The organism is Streptomyces sp. TP-A0874 (assembly GCF_001748085.1).
In the GTDB taxonomy this organism is placed as follows: Bacteria; Actinomycetota; Actinomycetes; order Streptomycetales; family Streptomycetaceae; genus Streptomyces.
On record NZ_BBZK01000007.1, the window covers coordinates 344,645 to 364,861 of the forward strand.

General features: G+C 71.5%; 16 protein-coding genes and 1 pseudogene. 13 read left to right on the forward strand and 4 right to left on the reverse strand.

All coding sequences use genetic code 11. The features are described 5' to 3' along the window. Nucleotides 1-370 precede the first annotated feature (370 nt). The 6 genes from BGP73_RS13835 to BGP73_RS13860 all read left to right on the forward strand — a co-directional run bounded on the left by BGP73_RS13835 (nucleotide 371) and on the right by BGP73_RS13860 (nucleotide 9,053). Nucleotides 371-1,360: a malate dehydrogenase gene (locus BGP73_RS13835; RefSeq protein ID WP_069814632.1), complete on the forward strand. Its 990-nt coding sequence runs from the start codon at nucleotides 371-373 to the stop codon at nucleotides 1,358-1,360. A gap of 328 nt (nucleotides 1,361-1,688) precedes the next feature. Beyond that, nucleotides 1,689-3,188: an aldehyde dehydrogenase family protein gene (locus tag BGP73_RS13840; protein ID WP_069814633.1), complete on the forward strand. Its 1,500-nt coding sequence runs from the start codon at nucleotides 1,689-1,691 to the stop codon at nucleotides 3,186-3,188. A 184-nt stretch (nucleotides 3,189-3,372) separates the two neighbouring features. Then, complete coding sequence (locus BGP73_RS13845; RefSeq protein WP_069814634.1) at nucleotides 3,373-4,950, forward strand: GMC family oxidoreductase; 1,578 nt, start codon at nucleotides 3,373-3,375, stop codon at nucleotides 4,948-4,950. Next, nucleotides 4,947-6,047, forward strand: coding sequence for a quaternary amine ABC transporter ATP-binding protein (locus BGP73_RS13850; protein ID WP_069814635.1), 1,101 nt, complete (start codon nucleotides 4,947-4,949; stop codon nucleotides 6,045-6,047). Before BGP73_RS13845 ends, BGP73_RS13850 begins: the two co-directional genes overlap by 4 nt. Continuing rightward, entirely contained in the window at nucleotides 6,044-8,032 is a 1,989-nt protein-coding gene (locus BGP73_RS13855; protein ID WP_069814636.1) for an ABC transporter permease, read from the forward strand. The genes BGP73_RS13850 and BGP73_RS13855 overlap by 4 nt, the downstream gene beginning before the upstream one ends. Nucleotide 8,033: 1 nt before the next feature. Next, the gene (locus BGP73_RS13860; RefSeq protein ID WP_069814637.1) at nucleotides 8,034-9,053 is read left to right on the forward strand and encodes an ABC transporter substrate-binding protein; all 1,020 of its coding nucleotides are present in this window, start codon (nucleotides 8,034-8,036) and stop codon (nucleotides 9,051-9,053) included. A 61-nt stretch (nucleotides 9,054-9,114) separates the two neighbouring features. On the opposite strand, the gene BGP73_RS13865 is transcribed toward BGP73_RS13860, so the two are convergent. Then, a complete protein-coding gene (locus tag BGP73_RS13865; protein WP_069814638.1) occupies nucleotides 9,115-9,585 on the reverse strand; it encodes a carboxymuconolactone decarboxylase family protein in 471 nt (156 codons plus the stop codon). 191 nt (nucleotides 9,586-9,776) lie between these two features. Here BGP73_RS13865 and BGP73_RS13870 point away from each other — a divergent pair, with 191 nt between their 5' ends. Together BGP73_RS13870 and BGP73_RS13875 are read left to right on the forward strand one after the other, a co-directional pair. Beyond that, nucleotides 9,777-10,094: a hypothetical protein gene (locus BGP73_RS13870; RefSeq protein ID WP_069814639.1), complete on the forward strand. Its 318-nt coding sequence runs from the start codon at nucleotides 9,777-9,779 to the stop codon at nucleotides 10,092-10,094. Between the two features lie 6 nt (nucleotides 10,095-10,100). Next, nucleotides 10,101-11,288, forward strand: coding sequence for a glutathionylspermidine synthase family protein (locus BGP73_RS13875; RefSeq protein WP_069814640.1), 1,188 nt, complete (start codon nucleotides 10,101-10,103; stop codon nucleotides 11,286-11,288). A gap of 56 nt (nucleotides 11,289-11,344) precedes the next feature. Here BGP73_RS13875 and rocD read toward each other — a convergent pair whose 3' ends face one another. Together rocD and BGP73_RS22120 are read right to left on the reverse strand one after the other, a co-directional pair. Next, on the reverse strand, nucleotides 11,345-12,547 hold the full coding sequence (gene rocD, locus BGP73_RS13880; protein ID WP_170837834.1) for an ornithine--oxo-acid transaminase: 1,203 nt from the start codon (nucleotides 12,545-12,547) through the stop codon (nucleotides 11,345-11,347). A 1,093-nt stretch (nucleotides 12,548-13,640) separates the two neighbouring features. Beyond that, nucleotides 13,641-14,213: pseudogene (locus BGP73_RS22120) on the reverse strand (RNA polymerase sigma factor); the annotation flags it as partial. 51 nt (nucleotides 14,214-14,264) lie between these two features. Between BGP73_RS22120 and trpS the strand changes: the two are divergent. From trpS to BGP73_RS13900, 3 genes are all read left to right on the forward strand, one after another. After that, nucleotides 14,265-15,284, forward strand: a complete 1,020-nt coding sequence (gene trpS / locus BGP73_RS13890) for a tryptophan--tRNA ligase (protein ID WP_107474041.1) — start codon at nucleotides 14,265-14,267, stop codon at nucleotides 15,282-15,284. A gap of 149 nt (nucleotides 15,285-15,433) precedes the next feature. Next, nucleotides 15,434-16,021 (forward strand): 2'-5' RNA ligase family protein, encoded by a 588-nt coding sequence (locus tag BGP73_RS13895; RefSeq protein WP_069814644.1) that lies wholly within the window; start codon nucleotides 15,434-15,436, stop codon nucleotides 16,019-16,021. A gap of 127 nt (nucleotides 16,022-16,148) precedes the next feature. Beyond that, nucleotides 16,149-17,075: a YihY/virulence factor BrkB family protein gene (locus BGP73_RS13900; protein ID WP_069814645.1), complete on the forward strand. Its 927-nt coding sequence runs from the start codon at nucleotides 16,149-16,151 to the stop codon at nucleotides 17,073-17,075. A 26-nt stretch (nucleotides 17,076-17,101) separates the two neighbouring features. On the opposite strand, the gene BGP73_RS13905 is transcribed toward BGP73_RS13900, so the two are convergent. Next, a complete protein-coding gene (locus BGP73_RS13905) occupies nucleotides 17,102-18,403 on the reverse strand; it encodes a D-alanyl-D-alanine carboxypeptidase family protein (protein WP_244501190.1) in 1,302 nt (433 codons plus the stop codon). Between the two features lie 178 nt (nucleotides 18,404-18,581). Between BGP73_RS13905 and BGP73_RS13910 the strand changes: the two genes are divergently transcribed. Then, a complete protein-coding gene (locus BGP73_RS13910) occupies nucleotides 18,582-18,866 on the forward strand; it encodes an SCO4848 family membrane protein (RefSeq protein ID WP_069814647.1) in 285 nt (94 codons plus the stop codon). Between the two features lie 8 nt (nucleotides 18,867-18,874). Next, the gene (locus BGP73_RS13915; protein WP_069814648.1) at nucleotides 18,875-20,212 is read left to right on the forward strand and encodes a metallophosphoesterase; all 1,338 of its coding nucleotides are present in this window, start codon (nucleotides 18,875-18,877) and stop codon (nucleotides 20,210-20,212) included. Nucleotides 20,213-20,217: the final 5 nt, after the last annotated feature.

The window sequence follows — 20,217 nt, forward strand, 5'->3', positions numbered from 1 at the left end:
CCATACGAGTCCGGAAACCGACGCATGGCGACCGGGAAGCATGGGCAGGTGCGGGATAACCCCCCCACGGGTGCGGCGCACCCGGCGGCCGCTCGCGATCCCCTCCCTCCGCGCGAGCGGCCGTCCGTGCCCTGCGAGCCGGTCCGGTCCTCCGACGGGGAGTCGGCGGCAACCGTCGCGGTGAGCCTTACCACACCCGGGTGACGGTGTAGAACGCTCCAGGTCGGATAGCCTGACCGCCGGGTCTCGCGTGCTTTGTTCCCCCGCAGGGGCGCCCTGCTCCCCTTGCCGGGCGGAGGCAGGGCGTTGGCGGGAGACCCGAGGAAACAGGGCAGGGACACCTACCGCCAGCTTTCAGCAGGAGATCGCCATGACCCGCACTCCCGTCACCGTCACCGTCACCGGCGCCGCCGGTCAGATCGGCTACGCGCTGCTCTTCCGCATCGCCTCCGGTCAGCTCCTCGGAGCGGACGTGCCGGTGAAGCTCCGGCTCCTTGAGATTCCGCAGGGCCTCAAGGCCGCGGAGGGCACGGCGATGGAGCTCGACGACTGCGCCTTCCCGCTGCTGCGCGGCATCGACATCTCCGACGACCCGAACGTGGCCTTCGACGGGGCCAACGTCGCCCTGCTCGTCGGCGCCCGCCCCCGCACCAAGGGCATGGAGCGCGGCGACCTGCTGGAGGCCAACGGCGGCATCTTCAAGCCGCAGGGCAAGGCGATCAACGACCACGCGGCGGACGACGTACGGGTCTTGGTGGTGGGCAACCCGGCCAACACCAACGCGCTCATCGCCCAGGCCGCCGCGCCGGACGTACCGGCCGAGCGCTTCACCGCGATGACCCGGCTGGACCACAACCGCGCGATGACCCAGCTCGCCCAGAAGACCGGCGCCCAGGTCTCGGACATCAAGAAGCTGACCATCTGGGGCAACCACTCCGCCACCCAGTACCCGGACATCTTCCACGCCGAGATCGGCGGGAAGAACGCGGCCGAGGTCGTGAACGACGAGAAGTGGCTCGCGGACACCTTCATCCCCACCGTCGCCAAGCGCGGCGCGGCGATCATCGAGGCCCGCGGCGCGTCCTCAGCGGCCTCGGCGGCCAACGCGGCCGTCGACCACATCCACACCTGGGTCAACGGCACCCCGACCGGCGACTGGACCTCCATGGCCGTTCCCTCGGACGGCTCCTACGGCGTGCCCGAAGGGCTCATCTCCTCCTTCCCGGTCACCGCCGCGGACGGCCGGTACGAGATCGTCCAGGGACTGGACGTCAACGACTTCTCCCGCACCCGCATCGACGCCTCCGTCAAGGAACTCGCCGAGGAGCGCGACGCGGTCCGCGGTCTCGGCCTGCTCTGACCAGTTCCGAGCCCGGCGGGGTCCGCCCCGCGTACCGCCCCACGGCGGCCCGCCCCGGCCGGAGGCGGCAGCGGCACCTCGAACCAGCACGGCCAACCGAAGGCCCCGGTCCGCCGGGGCCTTCGGCTTTCCCCGGTCCGGCCGCCCGGGCAGCCGGACCGCGGAACGTGAAACGGAACACGTGAGACGAGCTGCCCGGCATATGTTCGGACCTATCGGGGAGATGTCGGTGGTGCCTCAAAGGCCGTCCCACCAGGCAACACGGGACCGGACCCAACCGCAGCGGCGGTGAGGCGAGGCGGTTTTCGGCAGGAAGGCGGACGAAGACGTGTCGGAACTCGAGACACTCCACATAGACGGGGCATGGCGAGCAGCCGCCTCCGGCGCCACCCGGGAGGTGCTCGACCCCGCGGACGCCACCACCATCACCAAGGTCTCCGAGGCGGACGCCACCGACACCGACGCCGCCGTCGAGGCCGCCCGGCGGGCCTTCGACTCCGGCCGCTGGCCCGGTACCCCGGTCGCCGAGCGCGCCGATCTGCTGCGGCGGGTGGCCGGACTGCTGCAGCGGGACCGGGAGGACCTCGCGCTCATCGAGAGCCGCGACACCGGCAAGACCCTGGAGGAGGGCCGGACCGACGTCGACGACGTCACCAGCGCCTTCCGCTACTTCGCCGACCTGGTGGCCAACGAGACCGGGCGGGTCGTCGACGCCGGAAGCAGCACCGTCCACAGCGTCGTGGTGCACGAACCCGTCGGGGTCTGCGCCCTGATCACCCCCTGGAACTACCCCCTGCTCCAGGCCAGTTGGAAGATCGCGCCGGCGCTCGCCGCCGGGAACACCTTCGTGGTCAAGCCGAGCGAGATCACCCCGCTCTCCACCGTCCACCTCGTGAAGCTGCTGATCGAGGCGGGGCTGCCGCGCGGGGTCGCCAACCTGGTCACCGGAGCCGGAGACCCGGTCGGCGCACGGCTGTCCGAGCACCCGCTGGTCGACCTGGTCTCCTTCACCGGCGGCCTCGCCAGCGGCACCAAGGTCTCCCAGGCCGCCGCGCCCACCGTCAAGAAGGTCGCCCTGGAACTGGGAGGCAAGAACCCCAACGTCGTCTTCGCCGACGCCTGCGCCACCGAGGAGGGCTTCGACACCGCCGTCGACCAGGCGCTCAACGCCGCGTTCATCCACAGCGGCCAGGTCTGCTCCGCCGGGTCCCGGCTGGTGATCGAGGAGAGCGTGCGGGACCGGTTCGTCACCGAACTCGCCCGTCGCGCCGAGAAGATCGTGCTCGGACGCGGCACCGAACCGGGCGTGGAGTGCGGTCCGCTGGTCTCCGCCGAGCAACTCGCCAAGACCGAGGCGTACGTCGCCTCCGCCCGCGCGGACGGGGCCGTGGTGCGCTGCGGCGGATTCCGCCCCGAACCCGCCGCCACCCGCCCGGCCAGCGGGTACTTCTACGCGCCCACCGTCCTGGACTACTGCCACGGTGACATGCGGGTGGTGCGCGAGGAGACCTTCGGCCCGATCCTCACCGTGGAGACCTTCCACACCGAGGAGGAGGCGGTGGCGCTGGCGAACGACACCGAGTACGGGCTCGCGGGAGCCGTCTGGACCCCCGACGCCGGACGCGCCCGCCGCGTCGCCGGCCGGCTGCGGCACGGCACGATCTGGATCAACGACTACCACCCCTACCTGCCGCAGGCGGAGTGGGGCGGCTTCGGCAAGTCCGGCGTCGGCCGGGAACTCGGCCCGGCCGGACTGGCCGAGTACCGGGAGACCAAGCACGTGTACCAGAACCTCCAGCCGCGGCCGGTCCGCTGGTTCCGCGGCTGAGACGGCCGCACCGGACAACGCCCCGGCCCCCCGGGCAGCCCAGGACACTTCACGGGCCCGACCCCGGGCACACCCCTACGCACCCTGCCTTCCGCCGCGGGCCCGAACGGCCCGCGGCGGTGTACCGCCGAGCGCCGCACCGAAGAGGCGCCGTACTGAAGAAGCGACAAGGAGCAGACACCCCATGACCCGTTCCCACGGTTACGACTATGTCGTGGTGGGCGGCGGCACCGCCGGATCGGTGATCGCCTCACGGTTGGCCGAGGACCCGGACACCAGCGTGGTCGTCATCGAAGGCGGCCCGTCCGACGTGGACCGGCCCGAGGTACTCACCCTGCGCCGCTGGCTCGGCCTGCTCGGCGGGGAACTCGACTACGACTACCCCACCACCGAGCAGCCGCGCGGCAACTCCCACATCAGACACAGCAGGGCCAGGGTGCTGGGTGGCTGCTCCTCGCACAACACGCTGATCTCCTTCAAGCCGCTGCCCGGCGACTGGGACGAGTGGGCCGAGGCCGGCGCCGAGGGCTGGGACTCGGCGGCCATGGAGCCGTACTTCGGCAAGCTGCGCAACAACATCGTGGCGGTGGACGAGAAGGACCGGAACGCCATCGCCCGGGACTTCGTCGACGCTGCCCAGCAGGCCCTCGGGGTGCCCCGGGTTGAGGGGTTCAACAAAGCGCCCTTCCACGAGGGCGTCGGCTTCTTCGACCTCGCCTACCACCCGGAGGACAACAAGCGCTCCTCGGCCTCCGTCGCCTACCTCCACCCGCACATGGCGGCCGGCGACCGCCCCAACCTGCACCTCATGTTGGAGACCTGGGCCTTCCGGCTGGAACTCTCCGACGGGCGGGCCACCGGGGTGTGGGCGCGCACCGCGGACGGCGAGGAAGTGCTGATCGAGGCCGGTCGCGAGGTGCTGGTCTGCGCGGGGGCGGTGGACACCCCGCGGCTGCTGCTGCACTCCGGCGTCGGGCCGGCCGAGGACCTCCGGGCCCTGGGCATACCCGTCGTCCACGACCTGCCCGGGGTGGGCGAGAACCTGCTCGACCACCCGGAGTCGGTCATCGTCTGGGAGACCCGGGGCCCCATACCCGAGAACTCCGCGATGGACTCCGACGCGGGCCTGTTCGTACGGCGGGACCCCACCTCCCGCGGGCCGGACCTGATGTTCCACTTCTACCAGATCCCGTTCACCGACAACCCCGAGCGGCTGGGCTACACCAAGCCGCCGCACGGGGTGTCGATGACCCCCAACATCCCCAAACCGCGCAGCCGCGGCCGGCTCTACCTGACCAGCGCCGACCCCGCCGAGAAACCGGCACTGGACTTCCGCTACTTCACCGACGAGGACGACTACGACGGGCGCACCCTCGTCGAGGGCATCAGGACGGCCCGCGAGGTCGCCCGGACCGAGCCGCTCGCCGGCTGGCTCAAGCGCGAGGTCTGCCCAGGACCGGAGATCACCTCCGACGAGGAGCTCAGCGAGTACGCCCGGAAGGTCGCCCACACCGTCTACCACCCGGCCGGCACCTGCCGGATGGGTGCAGCAGACGACGAACTCGCCGTCGTCGACCCGGAGTTGCGGATCAGAGGACTGGCGGGGATCCGGATCGCGGACGCCTCCGTCTTCCCCACCATGCCCGCCGTCAACCCGATGATCGGCGTGCTGATGGTCGGCGAGAAGTGCGCCGACCTGCTCCGGGCCGATCAGCCGGCCGACGCCCGGCCCACCTCGCGGGACGGCGGTGACCAGCGATGAGCGGCGCCGCCACCGACCCCCGGAAGGACACCTCCGCAGACGGGTCGGTCGACCCGAGGCCGCCGGTGTTCTCCGTCCGCGACCTCTGGAAGGTCTTCGGCCCCCGCGCCCACCGCATACCCGTCAGCCCCGAGGGGCGGCTGTCGACACGGGAGTTGCGGGAGCGGACCGGCTGCACCGCCGCGGTCCGCGACGTCTCCTTCGAGGTGCGCCGGGGTGAGTCCTTCGTCGTCATGGGGCTGTCCGGGTCCGGGAAGTCGACCCTGGTCCGCTGTCTGACCCGGCTCGTGGAACCCACCAGTGGAAGCATCGACATCGACGGCGAGAGCGTGATCGAGATGGACCGGCGCCGACTGCGCGAACTGCGCCGGCACCGCGCCGCCATGGTCTTCCAGCACTTCGGCCTGCTGCCGCACCGCAGCGTCCTGGACAACGTCGCCCACGGCCTGGAGATCCAGGGCGTCGGCCGGGCCGAACGCCGGGCGAAAGCCGTCGAACTGGTGGCCAAGGTCGGTCTCGAAGGCCTGGAGAGCCGCCGTCCGGGCCAACTCTCCGGAGGGCAGCAGCAGCGCGTCGGGCTGGCCCGCGCACTCGCCGTCGACCCGGAGGTGCTCCTCTTCGACGAGCCGTTCAGCGCACTGGACCCGCTCATCCGCCGCGACATGCAGGAGGAGGTCGTCCGGCTGCACCGCGAGGAGGGCAGGACGATGGTCTTCATCACCCACGACCTGAGCGAGGCACTGCGGCTCGGGGACCGGATCGCCCTGATGCGCGGCGGCCGGATCGTGCAACTCGGCACCCCCGAGGAGATCGTCGGTTCCCCGGCCGACGACTACGTGCGCGACTTCGTCCGGGACGTACCCCGCCAGCAGGTCATCACGGTGCGCTCGGCGATGCGGTCGCCCCGCGCCGAGGAAGCCGAGGGCGGCCCGGTGGTCGACCCGGCGGCCACCGTCGCCGAGGCGATCGAGGCCGTCGCCCGGTCCGGCGCCCCGTCGGCCCGGGTGATGGCACAGGGCAGGCTCATCGGGGTCGTCGACCGGGAACGGCTGCTGGGCATCGTCGCCGGCACCGAACCCGCAGGGGTGGCGGCATGAGCACAGCCACCTCCGCCGGGCCGACCGGCGCGGGCGGCGCCATGCGGTCCCCGGCCGCGCTGCCCGACGCACTGCGCGGCCGGGCCGCTCGAAAACTGCTGCTGCTGACCGTCCTCGCCGCCGCACTGGTGCCGCTGGCCCACGCCCAGTGGGCCAGCGGCAGCTGGCCGCAGGCGCTGACCGTCGACCTGACCGACCGGATCACCCGGGCCAGCGACTGGATCATCGACCACCGGGACAGCCACCCCCTCTTCCTCTACTTCTTCGGTCACATCAGCAACGCCGTCGTGGTCTGCGTCCGCGCGGTCTACCTGGTGTTGCTCGCCCTCGGCTGGGCCGGGGTCACCGCCGGCGCGGCGCTCCTCGCCTGGCGGGTCGCGGGCCTCCGGCTCGCCGCCACCGCCCTGCTCGCCTTCGGCTGCTGCGGGGCGCTCGGCATGTGGGTGCCGACCATGCAGACCCTCGCGCTGATGGTGGTGGCGGTCACCGTCTCCGTCCTGGCCGGCGGAGCGCTGGGGCTCGCCGCCGGCCTCTCCGAGCGCTTCCACCGCGCACTGCGACCCCTGCTCGACACCATGCAGGTGCTGCCAGCCTTCGCCTACCTGCTGCCGGTGGTGCTGGTCTTCGGCATCGGGGTGCCCGCCGCCGTACTGGCCACCGTCGTCTACGCGGCGCCCCCGATGGCCCGGCTCACCGCGCTCGGCCTGCGCAACGCCGACCGGGGCGTCATGGAGGCCGTCACCTCGCTCGGCGCCACCGGCCGCCAGCGGCTGCTGACCGCACGGCTGCCGCTGGCCCGCAAGGAACTGCTGTTGGGCCTGAACCAGACCATCATGATGGCGCTGTCCATGGCCGTCATCGCCTCGGTGATCGGCGCCGGCGGGCTCGGCGACCGCGTCTACCAGGCGCTGTCCTCGGTGGACGTGGGTGCTGCGCTCGCCGCCGGCATCCCCATCGTGCTGCTCGCCGTGGTGCTGGACCGCACCACGGCCGCCGCCGGGGAGCGGATCGGCTCCGAACCGACCGGCCCGCGCCTACTCCGCGGTCCGCTCGGCTGGGGCCTGCTCGCCCTGGTGACGGCCGCGGTCGCGCTGCCCGTCCGGCACGCCGGCCACCTGCTGTGGCCGGACGGATGGGTGGTGGCCATCGCCGAGCCGGTCAACCGGGTCAAGGACTGGATGGTCGACCACCTCTACACCGGGGTGCCGGTGGTCGGCGGCACCGCCGACTGGGCCGGCCGCTTCACCTCCTGGATCCTCGACCCGCTCCGCGGCGGGCTGCTGGCCCTGCCCTGGTGGGCGGTGCTGCTGCTGGTCGCCGCCCTCGCCTGGCTGATCGGCACCTGGCGCACCGCGCTCACCGCGGTGCTGGCCATGGCCGCGATCGGGGTCCTCGGGGTGTGGAAGCCCTCCCTGGACACCCTCTCGCAGGTGCTCGCGGCCGTCGCGGTGACCCTGCTGCTGGGCTTCGCGATCGGCATCGCCGCCGCCCGCAGCAGCAGGCTGGAGCGGGCCCTGCGGCCGGTGCTGGACGTCTTCCAGACCATGCCGCAGTTCGTCTACCTGATCCCGGTGGTGGCGCTCTTCGGGGTCGGCCGGGCACCGGCCGCCGCCGCGGCGGTCGTCTACGCGCTGCCCGCCGTCGTCCGCATCACCACCCAGGGCCTGCTCCAGGTCGACCAGGCGGCGCTGGAGTCCGCCCGCTCGATGGGCGCCACCACCGGCCAGCAACTGCGCCAGGTGCAACTGCCGCTGGCCCGCCCGGCGCTGCTGCTCGCCGTCAACCAGGGCGTGGTGCTGGTGCTCGCGGTCGTCATCGTCGGCTCGCTGGTCGGCTCCGGGGCGCTGGGCTACGACGTGCTCTACGGACTGGCCCAGGGCGACCTGCCGACCGGCCTCATCGCCGGGGCAGCCATCGTCTGCCTGGGGCTGATGCTCGACCGGGTGACCCAGCCCACCCGCGGCCGGCAGCGGAAGGAGAACTGAGATGGCTCGGAACGACCAACCGGCAGCCGCGCCCGCGGTCCCGGCCACCGGCCGGCGCCGGAGGGCGCGCGGGAAGGCGGCGGCGCTGCTCGCCACCGGGACGCTGCTGGCGGCGACCGGCTGCGGCGCCGCGGACATGACCCGGCAGACCTCGCCGTACGCCGACGCGCGGACCGCGAAGACGGTGACGCTGTCGGTGCAGTCCTGGGTGGGTGCGCAAGCCAACGCGGCCGTCGCCCAGTACCTGCTCGAACACGAGTTGGGCTACCGGGTGGACACCGTGCAGGTGGACGAGGTGCCGGCCTGGGACGCCCTCAGCCAGGGCCGGGTCGACGCGATCCTGGAGGACTGGGGGCACCCCGAGCAGGAGCGGCGGTACGTCAAGGAGAAGAAGACGATCCGGGCGGCCGGGGACCTCGGGGTGACCGGCCACATCGGCTGGTACGTGCCCAAGTACTGGGCCGACGAACACCCGGACGTCACCGACTGGAAGAACCTCGACAAGTACGCCGAGGAACTGCGCACCGCCGAGAGCGGCGACAAGGGCCAGCTGCTGGACGGCTCGCCCTCGTACGTCACCAACGACCAGGCCCTGGTGAGGAACCTGGAGCTGGACTACGAGGTGGTGTTCGCCGGCTCGGAGGCCGCCCAGATCACCCAGATCCAGCAGTTCGCCAAGGAGCGCAGGCCGTTCCTCAGCTACTGGTACGAACCGCAGTGGCTGTTCGAGAAGGTGCCGATGGTGGAGGTGCAGCTGCCGGAGTACACCGAGGAGTGCGCCGCCAAGGCGCCCGAGGACATCGACTGCGCCTACCCCAGGACGCCGTTGCAGAAGTACCTCAACGCGCGGTTCGCGGAGAACGGCGGTGCGGCGGCCGCGTTCCTGGAGAACTTCCACTGGAGCCAGGAGGACCAGAACGAGGTCTCCGCGATGATCGCCTCGGAGAAGCTCAGCCCGCAGGAGGCCGCCGAGCGGTGGGTACGGAAGCACCCGGACGTCTGGCGGGCGTGGCTGCCGTAGGCGGCCTGGCCCGGCGCCGCGTCCCTGGGGGCGCGCCGGGCCGCCCGCCAGCGGCTGCGGGTCAGTGGGCACCGGGTGGCAGACGGGTGGTCACGGAGAGCCGGTTCCAGCCGTTGATGACCGTGATCAGGGAGATCAGCCGCCCCAGTTCCGCCTCGTCGAAGTGGGCCGCGGCCCGCTCGTAGACGGCGTCCGGCACGAAACCGTCGGTCAGGACGGTGACCGCCTCGGTGAGGGCCAGCGCCGCCTTTTCCCTCTCGGAGTAGACGCCGGGAGCCTCCTCCCAGGCGTTGAGCAGATGGATGCGCTGGTCCGACTCACCGGCCTTCCGGGCTTCCCCCACGTGCATGTCGATGCAGAACGCGCAGTGGTTGAGCTGAGAGGCACGGATCTTCACCAGCTTGCAGAGCACCGGGTCCAGGCCCTTGCGGGCCGCCTGGTCGAGCGCGACCATCGCCTGGTAGACGTCGGGGACGTGCTGCACCAGGTTCATTCGCGGAGCGGGGGCCGAGGCGCTCTCGTTCGTAGTCATGGCCCTACCGTACGGCCGATCCGGTTGGGATCGGGCCGGTTTCCGCCCGTATGCGGTACCGCGTCACGACCCTGTCGGGGCCGCGCCGCACCCGCGCTGCCGAGCCGGGTCCCCCGGGGGTGAGCGGGGCGCCCCCGTCCCCCTAGCATTGCTGACGTAATTTCAACGTCCATGACAACGGGGGTTGCCTGATGGCGGAAGTGCAGAGGCGTCTGAGGTCCGGAGCGGTCGTACTGGGCGGGATGGGCGCGCTTGCCGCGATGCTCACCGCGTGCAGCTCGGACGCGGACCGGCGCTGCGTGGACCGCAACAGCTACCAGTACGACCGCGGCTACCGGATCCTGAGCAGCTCTGCCTGCTCCGGTTCGAGCAGCAGGGGCGCCTGGTACTACAAGTCGCGGGAGGAGGAGAAGGGCTGGGCCAAGGGCGGCAGCTTCACCAAACCGAGGAAGGGCTCCGGCGTACACCGCGGCGGCATCGGCGGCTCCGGCGGATACTACGGCGGCTGAGCGCCCATGCGACGGCACACCATCACACCGCGCCCCGACTGGCAGCAGACGGTGGAGGAGCAAGGGCTGGTCTACCCCCTCACCCGCTACCCCGACGACTCACTCCGCCCCTACTGGGACGAGAGCGCCTACTACTCCTTCTCACTGCCCGAGGTGGAGGCGCTTGAGGACGTCGTGGCGGAACTCCACCAGATGTGCCTGGCGGCGGCGGACTTCATCGTCGAACACGACCGCTTCGCCGACCTCGGCATCACTGACCGGCAGACAGCGGCACTGATAGCCGACTCCTGGCGGCGGCGGGCGGACCAGCCCAGCGTCTACGGCCGGTTCGACCTGCACTACGACGGCACCGCCCCCGCCAAACTGCTGGAGTACAACGCCGACACCCCCACCTCACTGGTGGAGGCCGCGAGCCCGCAGTGGTTCTGGATGGAGGAGCGGTTCCCCGAAGCCGACCAGTGGAACTCCCTCCACGAACGGCTCGTCGCGGCCTGGAAACGACAGGCCTCGCTACTGCCGCCGGGCAGCCCGCTGTACTTCGCGCACTCGGTGTGGGACGAGTCCGGAGAGGACCTGATGACGGTGGCCTACCTCCAGGAGACCGCCGAACAGGCCGGTGTCCAGACCGAGGCCATCGCCGTGGAGGACATCGGCTGGGACCCGATGAGCGGCCGGTTCGTCGACAACCAACTGGCCTTCATCCGCAGCTGCTTCAAGCTCTACCCGTGGGAGTGGCTGGTCACCGACGAGTTCGGGCAGCAGGTGCGGGAGACACTCGACAACGGCGGAGGGACCGGCTCCACCTGCTGGATCGAGCCCGTCTGGAAAATGCTGCTGTCCAACAAGGCGCTGCTCGCGATCCTCTGGGAGATGTTCCCCGACCACCCCAACCTGCTCCCCTCCTACCTCGACGGCCCCCGCGAACTCGCGGAGACCACCGGATACGTGACCAAGCCGCTCCTCGGGCGGGAAGGCGCCGGGGTGACCGTCCACGAAGCGGGCGGCACCCGACCGGAAGACCCGGACGAGACCTGCTGCTACCAGCAGCTCGCCCCGCTGCCGGACTTCGACGGCAACCGGGTCGTCCTCGGGGCCTGGGTCGTCGAAGACGAGGCCGCCGGGCTCGGCATCCGCGAATCAGCCGGACTCATCACCGACGGCTACGCGCGCTTCCTCCCGCACGTCATCCTCTGACGACCGGTGGTCGCGGTGCTTTGGGGCCGGCCCGAAAGCACCGCGAAACCGTCCTGTCAGCCCTGGAGCACGGTGCGCAGCTGCTCCAGACCCCAGTCCAGATCCTCCTTACTGATCACCAGCGGCGGAGCGATCCGGATCGTGCTGCCGTGGGTGTCCTTCACCAGCACACCCCGCTCCAGCAACCGCTCCGAGATCTCCCGACCGGTCCCGTGCGTCGGCACGATGTCGACCCCGGCCCACAGACCACGGCCGCGCACCGCCTCCACACCGCCACCACCGACCAACAGCCCCAGCTCCCGGTGGAGATGGTCGCCCAGCTCCTCGGCGCGCCGCTGGAACTCCCCGGAACGCAACTGGGCGATCACCTCCAGGGCGACGGCGCAGGCCAACGGGTTCCCGCCGAAGGTGGAGCCGTGCTCACCCGGCCGGTAGACCCCCAGCACCTCCCGCGAGGACACCACGGCCGAAACCGGCACCACCCCGCCGCCGAGCGCCTTGCCGAGGAGGTACAGATCGGGCACCACGCCCTCGTGCTCGCAGGCGAAGGTCCGCCCCGTCCGCCCCAGCCCGGACTGGATCTCATCCGCCATGAACAGGACGTTCCGCTCACGGGTCAGTTCCCGGACGCCGGTCAGGTACCCCGGCGGCGGAACAAGCACCCCCGCTTCACCCTGGATCGGCTCCAACAGCACCGCCACGGTGTTCTCGTCCATCGCCGCCTCGATCGCGGCGAGGTCCCCGTAGGGCACGATCTCGAAACCGGGCGTGTACGGGCCGAAGTCGGCGCGGGCCTCCGGATCGGTGGAGAAACTGATGATGGTGGTCGTCCGGCCGTGGAAGTTGTTCTCAGCCACGATGATCTTGGCCTTGCCGTCCGGGACCCCCTTCACCTGGTAGCCCCACTTCCGCGCCGTCTTGACGGCGGTCTCCACGGCCTCCGCGCCGGTGTTCATCGGCAGCACCATCTCCATGCCGCACAGCTGCGCCAGCTCGGTGCAGAAGTCGGCGAACCGGTCGTGGTGGAACGCCCGGGAGGTGAGGGTGACGCGGTCCAGCTGCGCCTTGGCGGCCTCGATGAGCGGCCGGTAGCCATGACCGAAGTTCAGCGCGGAGTAGCCGGCGAGCATGTCGAGATAGCGGCGGCCCTCGACATCGGTCATCCACGCGCCCTCCGCGGAGGCGACCACGACCGGCAGCGGGTGGTAGTTGTGCGCGCTGTACTCCTGGGCGGCGGAAATGCTGCGGTCGGTAGTCATCACGGCTGCTCCATTCGGTCAGAGAGGGGTCTGCTGCCCCTTTCTATCGTCGCTCGGCGGGAATGCCCGCAAACTTTCTTGGATGCGTGAGGGGTCTGGAGGCGGTGGGTCGCTGTTGCTGTTGCTGTTGGTGGGTTGCCGGGTGGGTGGTGCGGGGGCGGGTCCTGCGTGGGTGGGGGTGCCGCGACCGTCTATTTACGGGGCCGTGCGGGTTGGTGGGAGCCGTTTCCGTTGTAGAGCCCCGCAAATACACGGCAGCGTCCCGGCACCCCCACCCACTCCGGCCCCACCCCCTCCCGCCGTCCCGCCCCGGTCCCGTCGTCATGGCCCCGGCCAGTCCGTCGGTCTCCCACGGTCGGCAAACGCGTGGAAGCTGAGCGCCTGTTCGTCGTTGACGTCCCGTACCGCGTCTGCAACCTCAACTTTTGGGAACGCGGTCATCCGCTGGTGGGCCTTCTCCCGGCTGATCTGCGTGCCCCGGCCCCCGGGTGGCCTGACCCGGTCAGATCAGCGAGCGACTTGATCAGCGCTGTCGGCAGCGGTGGCGGCCCGATGAGACGCCTTGCTGAGCGACAGGGACGGATTGGCCTGGGGGCGGGACGGCGGGAGGGGGTGGGGCCGGAGTGGGTGGGGGTGCCGAGACGCTGCCGTGTATTTGCGGGGCTCTACAACCAGAAGGATGCCCACCGGCCCGCACGGCCCCGTAAATAGACGGTCGCGGCACCCCCACCCACGCAGGACCCGCCCCCCGCACCACCCACCCGGCAACCCACCAACAGCAACCACCCACCAACCCGCACTTCCAAGGACGGGACACGAAACATTCGCTGAGCCACTTCCCTGATCAACTTCCTGGGGAGGGAGAACCTCTCCCGCGGCGTGGTGTCGTGCTGGGTCTGCGGGCGGGCTTCGAGGCCGGCGGCCGTCCCGGGGCCGGTGGGTGGAGGGAGGAGCGGCGGGGAGTGGTGGGCGGGGAGTTCTGCCTGCGGGGTCGGGAGCGGGGGTGGGAGGGGGAGTGACGGGTGCGGCGGCTCAGATGTGTGGAGGGCCGCTGTTCGGCCGTCCGGAGCACCGCCTCCGGGTCGGGCGAGGAGAGCAGCAGGCGCAGTCGATGCAGGGCGCGGTTGAGGCGGGACTTCACGGTGCCCCGGGGCCAGCCGAGGGCCTCGGCCGTCTCGGACTCGTCCAGCTCCAGCAGGTAGCGGTGGATGACCACTTGGCGGTGGTCCTCGCTCAGCCGGTCCAGCGCAGCCAGGAGTTGCGCGCGCCATTCGCCCGCCACTGCCCAGACCGCCGGGTCCGACAGTTCCGGTATCACCGGGTCGCCCGCGAACCGGGCGGCCTCCCGGGTTTCGGCGGCCTGGCGCCGACGCCGGGAGCGGACTGTGTTCCTCGTCTCGTTGGCGACGATCCGCAGCAGCCAGGGGCGGAAGGCCGCGCCCGTGTGAAAGCGCCCCAGCGACTGGTACGCCTTGAGGAAGGCGATCTGCACCACGTCCTCGGCGTCCGCACCCGCGCCGAGCAGCAGCGCCGTCCGCTCGGCCACCGGCCTGTGGGCCCGCACCAGCTGCGCGTAGGCCTCCGGGTCCCCGTCGCGTACCCGCCTGATCACCGCGGCCTCGGCCGCGCTCTCCGGGGCGATGAGAACGCCCCCTCCCCGTGCCATCACACTCTTCTTACACCAGAGGCCCGAGATCGGTTCCGCACCTGCGAGAATGTGGACATGGCCATCGAACGACCTCGCGTGCTCTCCGGTATCCAGCCCACCTCCGGCTCCTTCCATCTCGGGAACTACCTGGGTGCGGTACGGCAGTGGGTGGCCCAGCAGGAGACGCACGACGCGTTCTACATGGTGGCGGACCTGCACGCGGTGACCGTTCCGCAGGACCCGGCGGAGTTCCGGTCCAACACCCGGCTCGCGGTCGCCCAGCTGCTGGCCGCCGGGCTGGACCCGGAGCGCTGCACGCTCTTCGTGCAGAGCCATGTGCCCGAGCACGCCCAGCTCGGCTGGCTGCTGAACTGCCTCACCGGCTTCGGTGAGGCCTCCCGGATGACGCAGTTCAAGGACAAGTCCGCCAAGCAGGGGGTGGAGCGGACCACCGTCGGGCTGTTCACCTACCCGGTGCTGATGGCGGCCGACATCCTGCTCTACCAGTCGGACCAGGTGCCGGTGGGTGGCGACCAGCGGCAGCACCTGGAGCTGACCCGGGATCTCGCCGAGCGGTTCAACAGCCGCTACGGGGAGATCTTCACGGTGCCGGAGGCGTTCATCCTCAAGGAGACGGCGCGGATCGTCGACCTCCAGGACCCGGTGGTCAAGATGAGCAAGTCGGCCTCCACACCGAAGGGCATCATCGACCTGCTCGACGAGCCCAAGGCCTCCGCCAAGAAGATCAAGAGCGCGGTGACCGACACCGACACCGTGATCAGGTTCGACGAGGAGCACAAGCCGGGCGTCAGCAACCTGCTCACCATCTACGCCAGCCTCACCGGTACCGGAATCCCGGAACTCGAGCAGCGGTACGAGGGCAAGGGCTACGGTGCGCTCAAGACCGACCTGGCCGAGGTCGTCGTCGAGTGGGTGACGCCGTTCCGCGAGCGCACCCGGGGATACCTCGACGACCCCGAGACGCTGGACTCCATCCTCGCCAAGGGGGCGGAGAAGGCCCGGGCGGTCGCTGCCGAGACCCTCGCGCAGGCGTACGACAGAATGGGCTTCCTCGCCGCGAAGCACTGAGAGCAGGCGGTGACCGCTGAAACCCGGAGAGGACCTTCGGCCCGCGCGTCAGGGACCGAAGACGCTCCCGGGGGCGGGTGCCAGCGGCGACACTGGGCACTGACCGTGCGCTGCCGCGCAGCGCACATCCGGACGCAGAGGAGGAGAACGTGGGGACCGTAACGCTCGGCGTTTCGATCGCGGTCCCGGAGCCTTACGGCAGCCTGCTCCAGGAGCGGCGCGCGAGCTTCGGGGATCCCGCCGCGTACGGCATCCCCACGCATGTCACCCTGCTTCCGCCGACCGAGGTCGACACCGCGGTCCTGCCCGCCTTCCGGCACCACCTCACCGCGGTGGCCGCCGGAAGCCACACCTTCCCGATGCGGTTGCGGGGCACCGGCACCTTCCGGCCGCTCTCCCCGGTCGTCTTCGTCCAGCTGGTCGAGGGGGCGGCGGAGTCCGCCAAGCTCCAGGAGCAGGTGCGCTCCGGGCCGGTGACCCGGGAGCTCGAGTTCCCTTACCACCCGCACGTGACCATCGCCCACGGCATCGACGACGCGGCGCTCGACCACGCCCACCGGGCCCTCGCCGACTACACCGCCGACTGGACGGTAGAGAGCTTCGCCCTCTACGAGCAGGGCGCGGACGGGCGCTGGCGGATGCTGGACGAGTACCCCTTCGGCGGGACGACGGCCGCGGGTGGCGTCCCGGCGCAGGGCACGCCCCGGAACACCGCCGCTCCGTCGCTGCCGACCTGACCGGGGCTGACCGGCGCCGCTCGGCCCCCGGGGCTCCGGGGGCGACGCCACCGGGACGGCCCCTCTCGGTCGACCGTGCCGCGCGTCGACCGCGCCGTGCCGCTGAGAAGCGGGTAGTCCTGCTTCCATGGAGTGGCTGAAAAGACTTCCAGTGATCGGCCCGGTGGTCTCCCGCGCGATGCGGACCCACGCCTGGCGGGCGTACGAACGGTTGGACGCGGTGCGCTGGAGCCGGCTCGCCGCGGCCCTGACCTTCAAGAGCTTCCTCACCCTCTTCCCGCTCATCGCGGTGATGGCCGCGGTGGCCGCGGCGCTGCTCGGCAAGAGCGGAGTCCACCGGCTCAGCCGGGAGCTGTCGAAGCAGGTGCCCGGGATCGGCTCCAAGCTCGATCTGGACGCCCTGCTCAACAACGCCGGAACGGTCGGCGGCATCGCGGGCGCGCTGCTGCTCTACACCGGTATCGGGTGGGTGGCGTGGCTGCGTGAGTGCCTGCGGGCGGTGTGGCGGAAGGAGGAGGACCCGGGCAACCCCGTCCTGCTCAAGCTCACGGACGGCGGGGCGCTGCTCGGGCTCGGTGCCGTCGGTCTGGTGGCCATGGCGGGTTCGGCCTTCGCCAGCAGCGCCGTGGGGTGGGTCGCGGACCGGATGGGTCTCGCAGAGGGCAGCGCCAGCCGCGTCCTGCTGGTCGTGGCGGGGGTGGCCATCGCGGTGACCGCCAACTTCCTGCTGCTGGTCTACCTGCTGACCAGGATGCCGCGCGTCCATCCGGACCGCCGGTCCACGGTGGTCGCCGCGCTGATCGGGGCGGTCGGCTTCGAGGTGCTGAAGCTGCTGCTGAGCGGCTATCTCCGGGGGGTCGCGGCGAAGAGCATGTACGGGGCGTTCGGGGTGCCGATCGCGCTGTTGCTCTGGATCAACTTCATGGTGAAGCTGCTGCTGTACTGCTCGGCCTGGACCGCGGTGTCCGCCGGAGCCCAGGGAGGCGGGGAGGGCGGCGAGGTTTCGCGCCCCGCCGCCGGGGACGGCGACGGGCGGTCATCGGAGGACCGGTGACCGCCCGTCGCCGAGGGCTGAGGGGGTCAGTCCCTCGGCTCGCGCCGTACCAGCTCCGGAAGCGGCCAGCGGCGGTGCACCAGCATGGCGCCCGCGCCCAGGACCACCAGGGATCCGCCGGCCACGCCGAGCGCCGTCCACATACCGGCGGAGGGGTCCTCGGCGGCCGAGGCGCTGACCGGGCCCGGGCCGTGCGGGTTCTTCTCCGGCCGGCCCTCCTTGCCCCCGGCCTCACTGCCGGCCTTCCCGGTCTCTGCGGTCTTGGGGGCGACCAGTGTGCCGACCGGCTCCACCTTGTCGGCGGCCTTGAACCCCCAGTCGAGGAGGCGCCCGGCCTCCCGGTAGACCGCGAGGCCCTCGTTGCTCGCGGGGTTCATGACGGTGGTCAGCAGCACCCGGTCGCCCCGCTGCGCCACGCCCGTGAACGTCGAGCCGGCATTCGAGGTGTAGCCGTTCTTCACCCCGGCCATCCCGTCGTAGGGCTCCAGGCCCACATCACCGGTGAGCAACCGGTTGGTGTTCTGGATCTCGAACGTCTCCCGCTTGGGCTTCTCACCCTTCTTCGCCTTCTTCTCCTTGCCGGGGAACTGCGCCCTGGCGGTGGAGCAGTACTCGCGGAAGTCGGCCTTCTGGAGCCCGGAGCGAGCGAAGAGGGTCAGGTCGTAGGCGCTGCTGACCTGGCCCTTCTCGTCGTAGCCGTCGGGGGTGACGACATGGGTGTCCAGGGCGTTCAGTTCCTTGGCGTGCTCCTGCATGTCGCGCACGGCCTTCTCGGTGCCGCCGTACATCTCGGAGAGCACATGGACCGCGTCGTTTCCGGAGCGCAGGAAGACGCCCAGCCACAGGTCGTGCACCGAGTAGCTCAGCCCCTCCTTGATCCCGACCAGGCTGCTGCCGGGGCCGACGTCCGCCAGGTCGGACGGCACCACCTTGTGTACCTCGTCCTTGGGCAGGTGCGGGAGCACGGTGTCGGCGAAGAGCATCTTCAGGGTGCTGGCCGGGGCCAGCTCCCAGTGCGCGTTGTGGGCGGCGAGCACCTCGCCGGACTCCGCGTCCGCCACGATCCAGGAGCGTCCGGTCAGGTCCTTCGGCAGCCTGGGCGCGCCGGTCCCCAAGTCGACCTGGGTCCCCGGCAGTCCCAGCCGTTCGCCGCCGACCGTCGACATCTTCGCGGGCGGCTCCGCCCCGCCGCCGTCGTCCCGGCCGGCGGAGAGCGCCGGCGCGGGGGCGAGCAGCGGCAGCACCGCGGCGACCGTCGCTGTCAACAGCGTGCGGCACAGCGGGAGTCGGGACAGGACGGTGGACGGCTGAGCGCGAAATCCATGCACGGTGCTGAACGTACAGTGTGATTGGCTGTTCGGTGGCACGGTGGGAAAGGTTCCGCCCCGTCGGACCAACTCTCTGCACCACTTGGCGGACGCCCGGGAACGCCACGATATCCGGGAGCGGTCGTGGCCGGCTCCACCCCGCCGCGGGCCTCCGGACACGCCCGGCGATACTGGGAGCATGCCGCGCCCATCGGATCCCAGCGCTCCGCGACTCAGCCGCTCCGCATCCTGGTTCCTGCTCGCCTTCGGGGGCTGGAGCTGGTTCCTCTGGGTCACCTTCGTCCGCAACCTCTGGAAGGACGGCAGCGGCCTGGCGTTCGACGACGCCGGTGATCCGACCGGCTACTTCTGGGTCCACCTGCTGCTGGCCGTCACATCCTTCCTGCTGGGCACGGCGATCGGGCTGATCGGTCTGCGGGGCGTCCGGGCGCACCGGAGACTCTCCGCCGGCGCGGAGCGGTGAGGGCCGCGATGGTTCTGATGGGGATCTTCGCGGTCCTGCTGCTGCTCAGCCTTCTCGTCGGTGTGCACCGGTACCTCTGGGTACGGCTGGTGCGGGACACCACGGCGCCTGGCGGTGTGGTGCGGCGGCTCGGTACGGCTGTGCTGGTCCTGGCGCCGTTGACCTCGCTCGGGGCGCTGGTCAGCGGGCGGGCCGGCGCGCCGTTCGCGGTGGAGCGGGTCTTCGCCTGGCCGGGCTTCCTGTGGCTGGCGGTGCTGCTCTACCTGACGCTCGCCCTGCTGGTGGGGGAGGCGGTACGGCCGCTGCTCCGCCGGATGCTGGAGCGTCGTGCGGCGCGGGCCGCCGCCGAGAAGGCCGGGGAGGCCGAGGCGGGCGGCTCGCGGAGCGTGCCTCTCCCGGCGGGCGCCGGCCGGCTGGAGCGGGCGGGTGAGAGCGGCGGTGCGGTCGGTGAGGCGGACGGTCCGCCTCCGGCGGGCGACGCCACGGGAGTGAGCATCCCGGCCACCGGCCCGAGCCGGCGGCTCTTCGTCGCCCGCGGCGTGGCCGCCGCCGCTTCCGTGGCGGCGCTGGGCACCGTCGGGTACGGCGCCTACGGCGTGCTGAGCGGCCCTCGACTGAAACACGTCACGGTGCCGCTGGCGAAACTGCCCCGACGGGCGCACGGCTACCGGATCGCCGTCGTCAGCGACATCCACCTCGGTCCGATCCTCGGCCGCTCGCACACCCAGCGGATCGTGGACACCATCAACCGGGCGCAGCCCGACCTCGTCGCGGTCGTCGGGGACCTCGTCGACGGCAGCGTGGGCGATCTCGGCCCGGCGGCCGAACCGCTCGCCCAGCTGAGCGCGCCGGACGGCTCCTACTTCGTCACCGGGAACCACGAGTACTACTCCGGCGGAGCCGAGGAGTGGGTGGACTTCGTCCAGGAGCTGGGGCTCCGGCCCCTGGCGAACGCCCGGGCGGAGCTTCCCGACTTCGACCTCGCGGGGGTCAACGACGTCTCGGCCACCGGCGGGGGCAGCGTGGGGGTCGGTCCCGACTTCGGGCTGGCGCTCGGCGACCGGGACCGGTCCCGGGCATCGGTGCTGATGGCGCACCAGCCGGTGGTCATCCACGACGCGGTGAAGCACGGTGTCGACCTGCAGCTGTCCGGCCACACCCACGGCGGCCAGCTCTTCCCCGGCAACTACCTCGCCGAACTCGCCAACCCGACGGTGGCGGGCCTGGAGCGCTACGGGGACACCCAGTTGTACGTCACCCGGGGGGCCGGGGCCTGGGGGCCGCCGGTCCGGGTGGGGGCCGAATCGGACATCACCGTCGTCACCCTCGCGTCGAAGCGGACCTGAGCCCG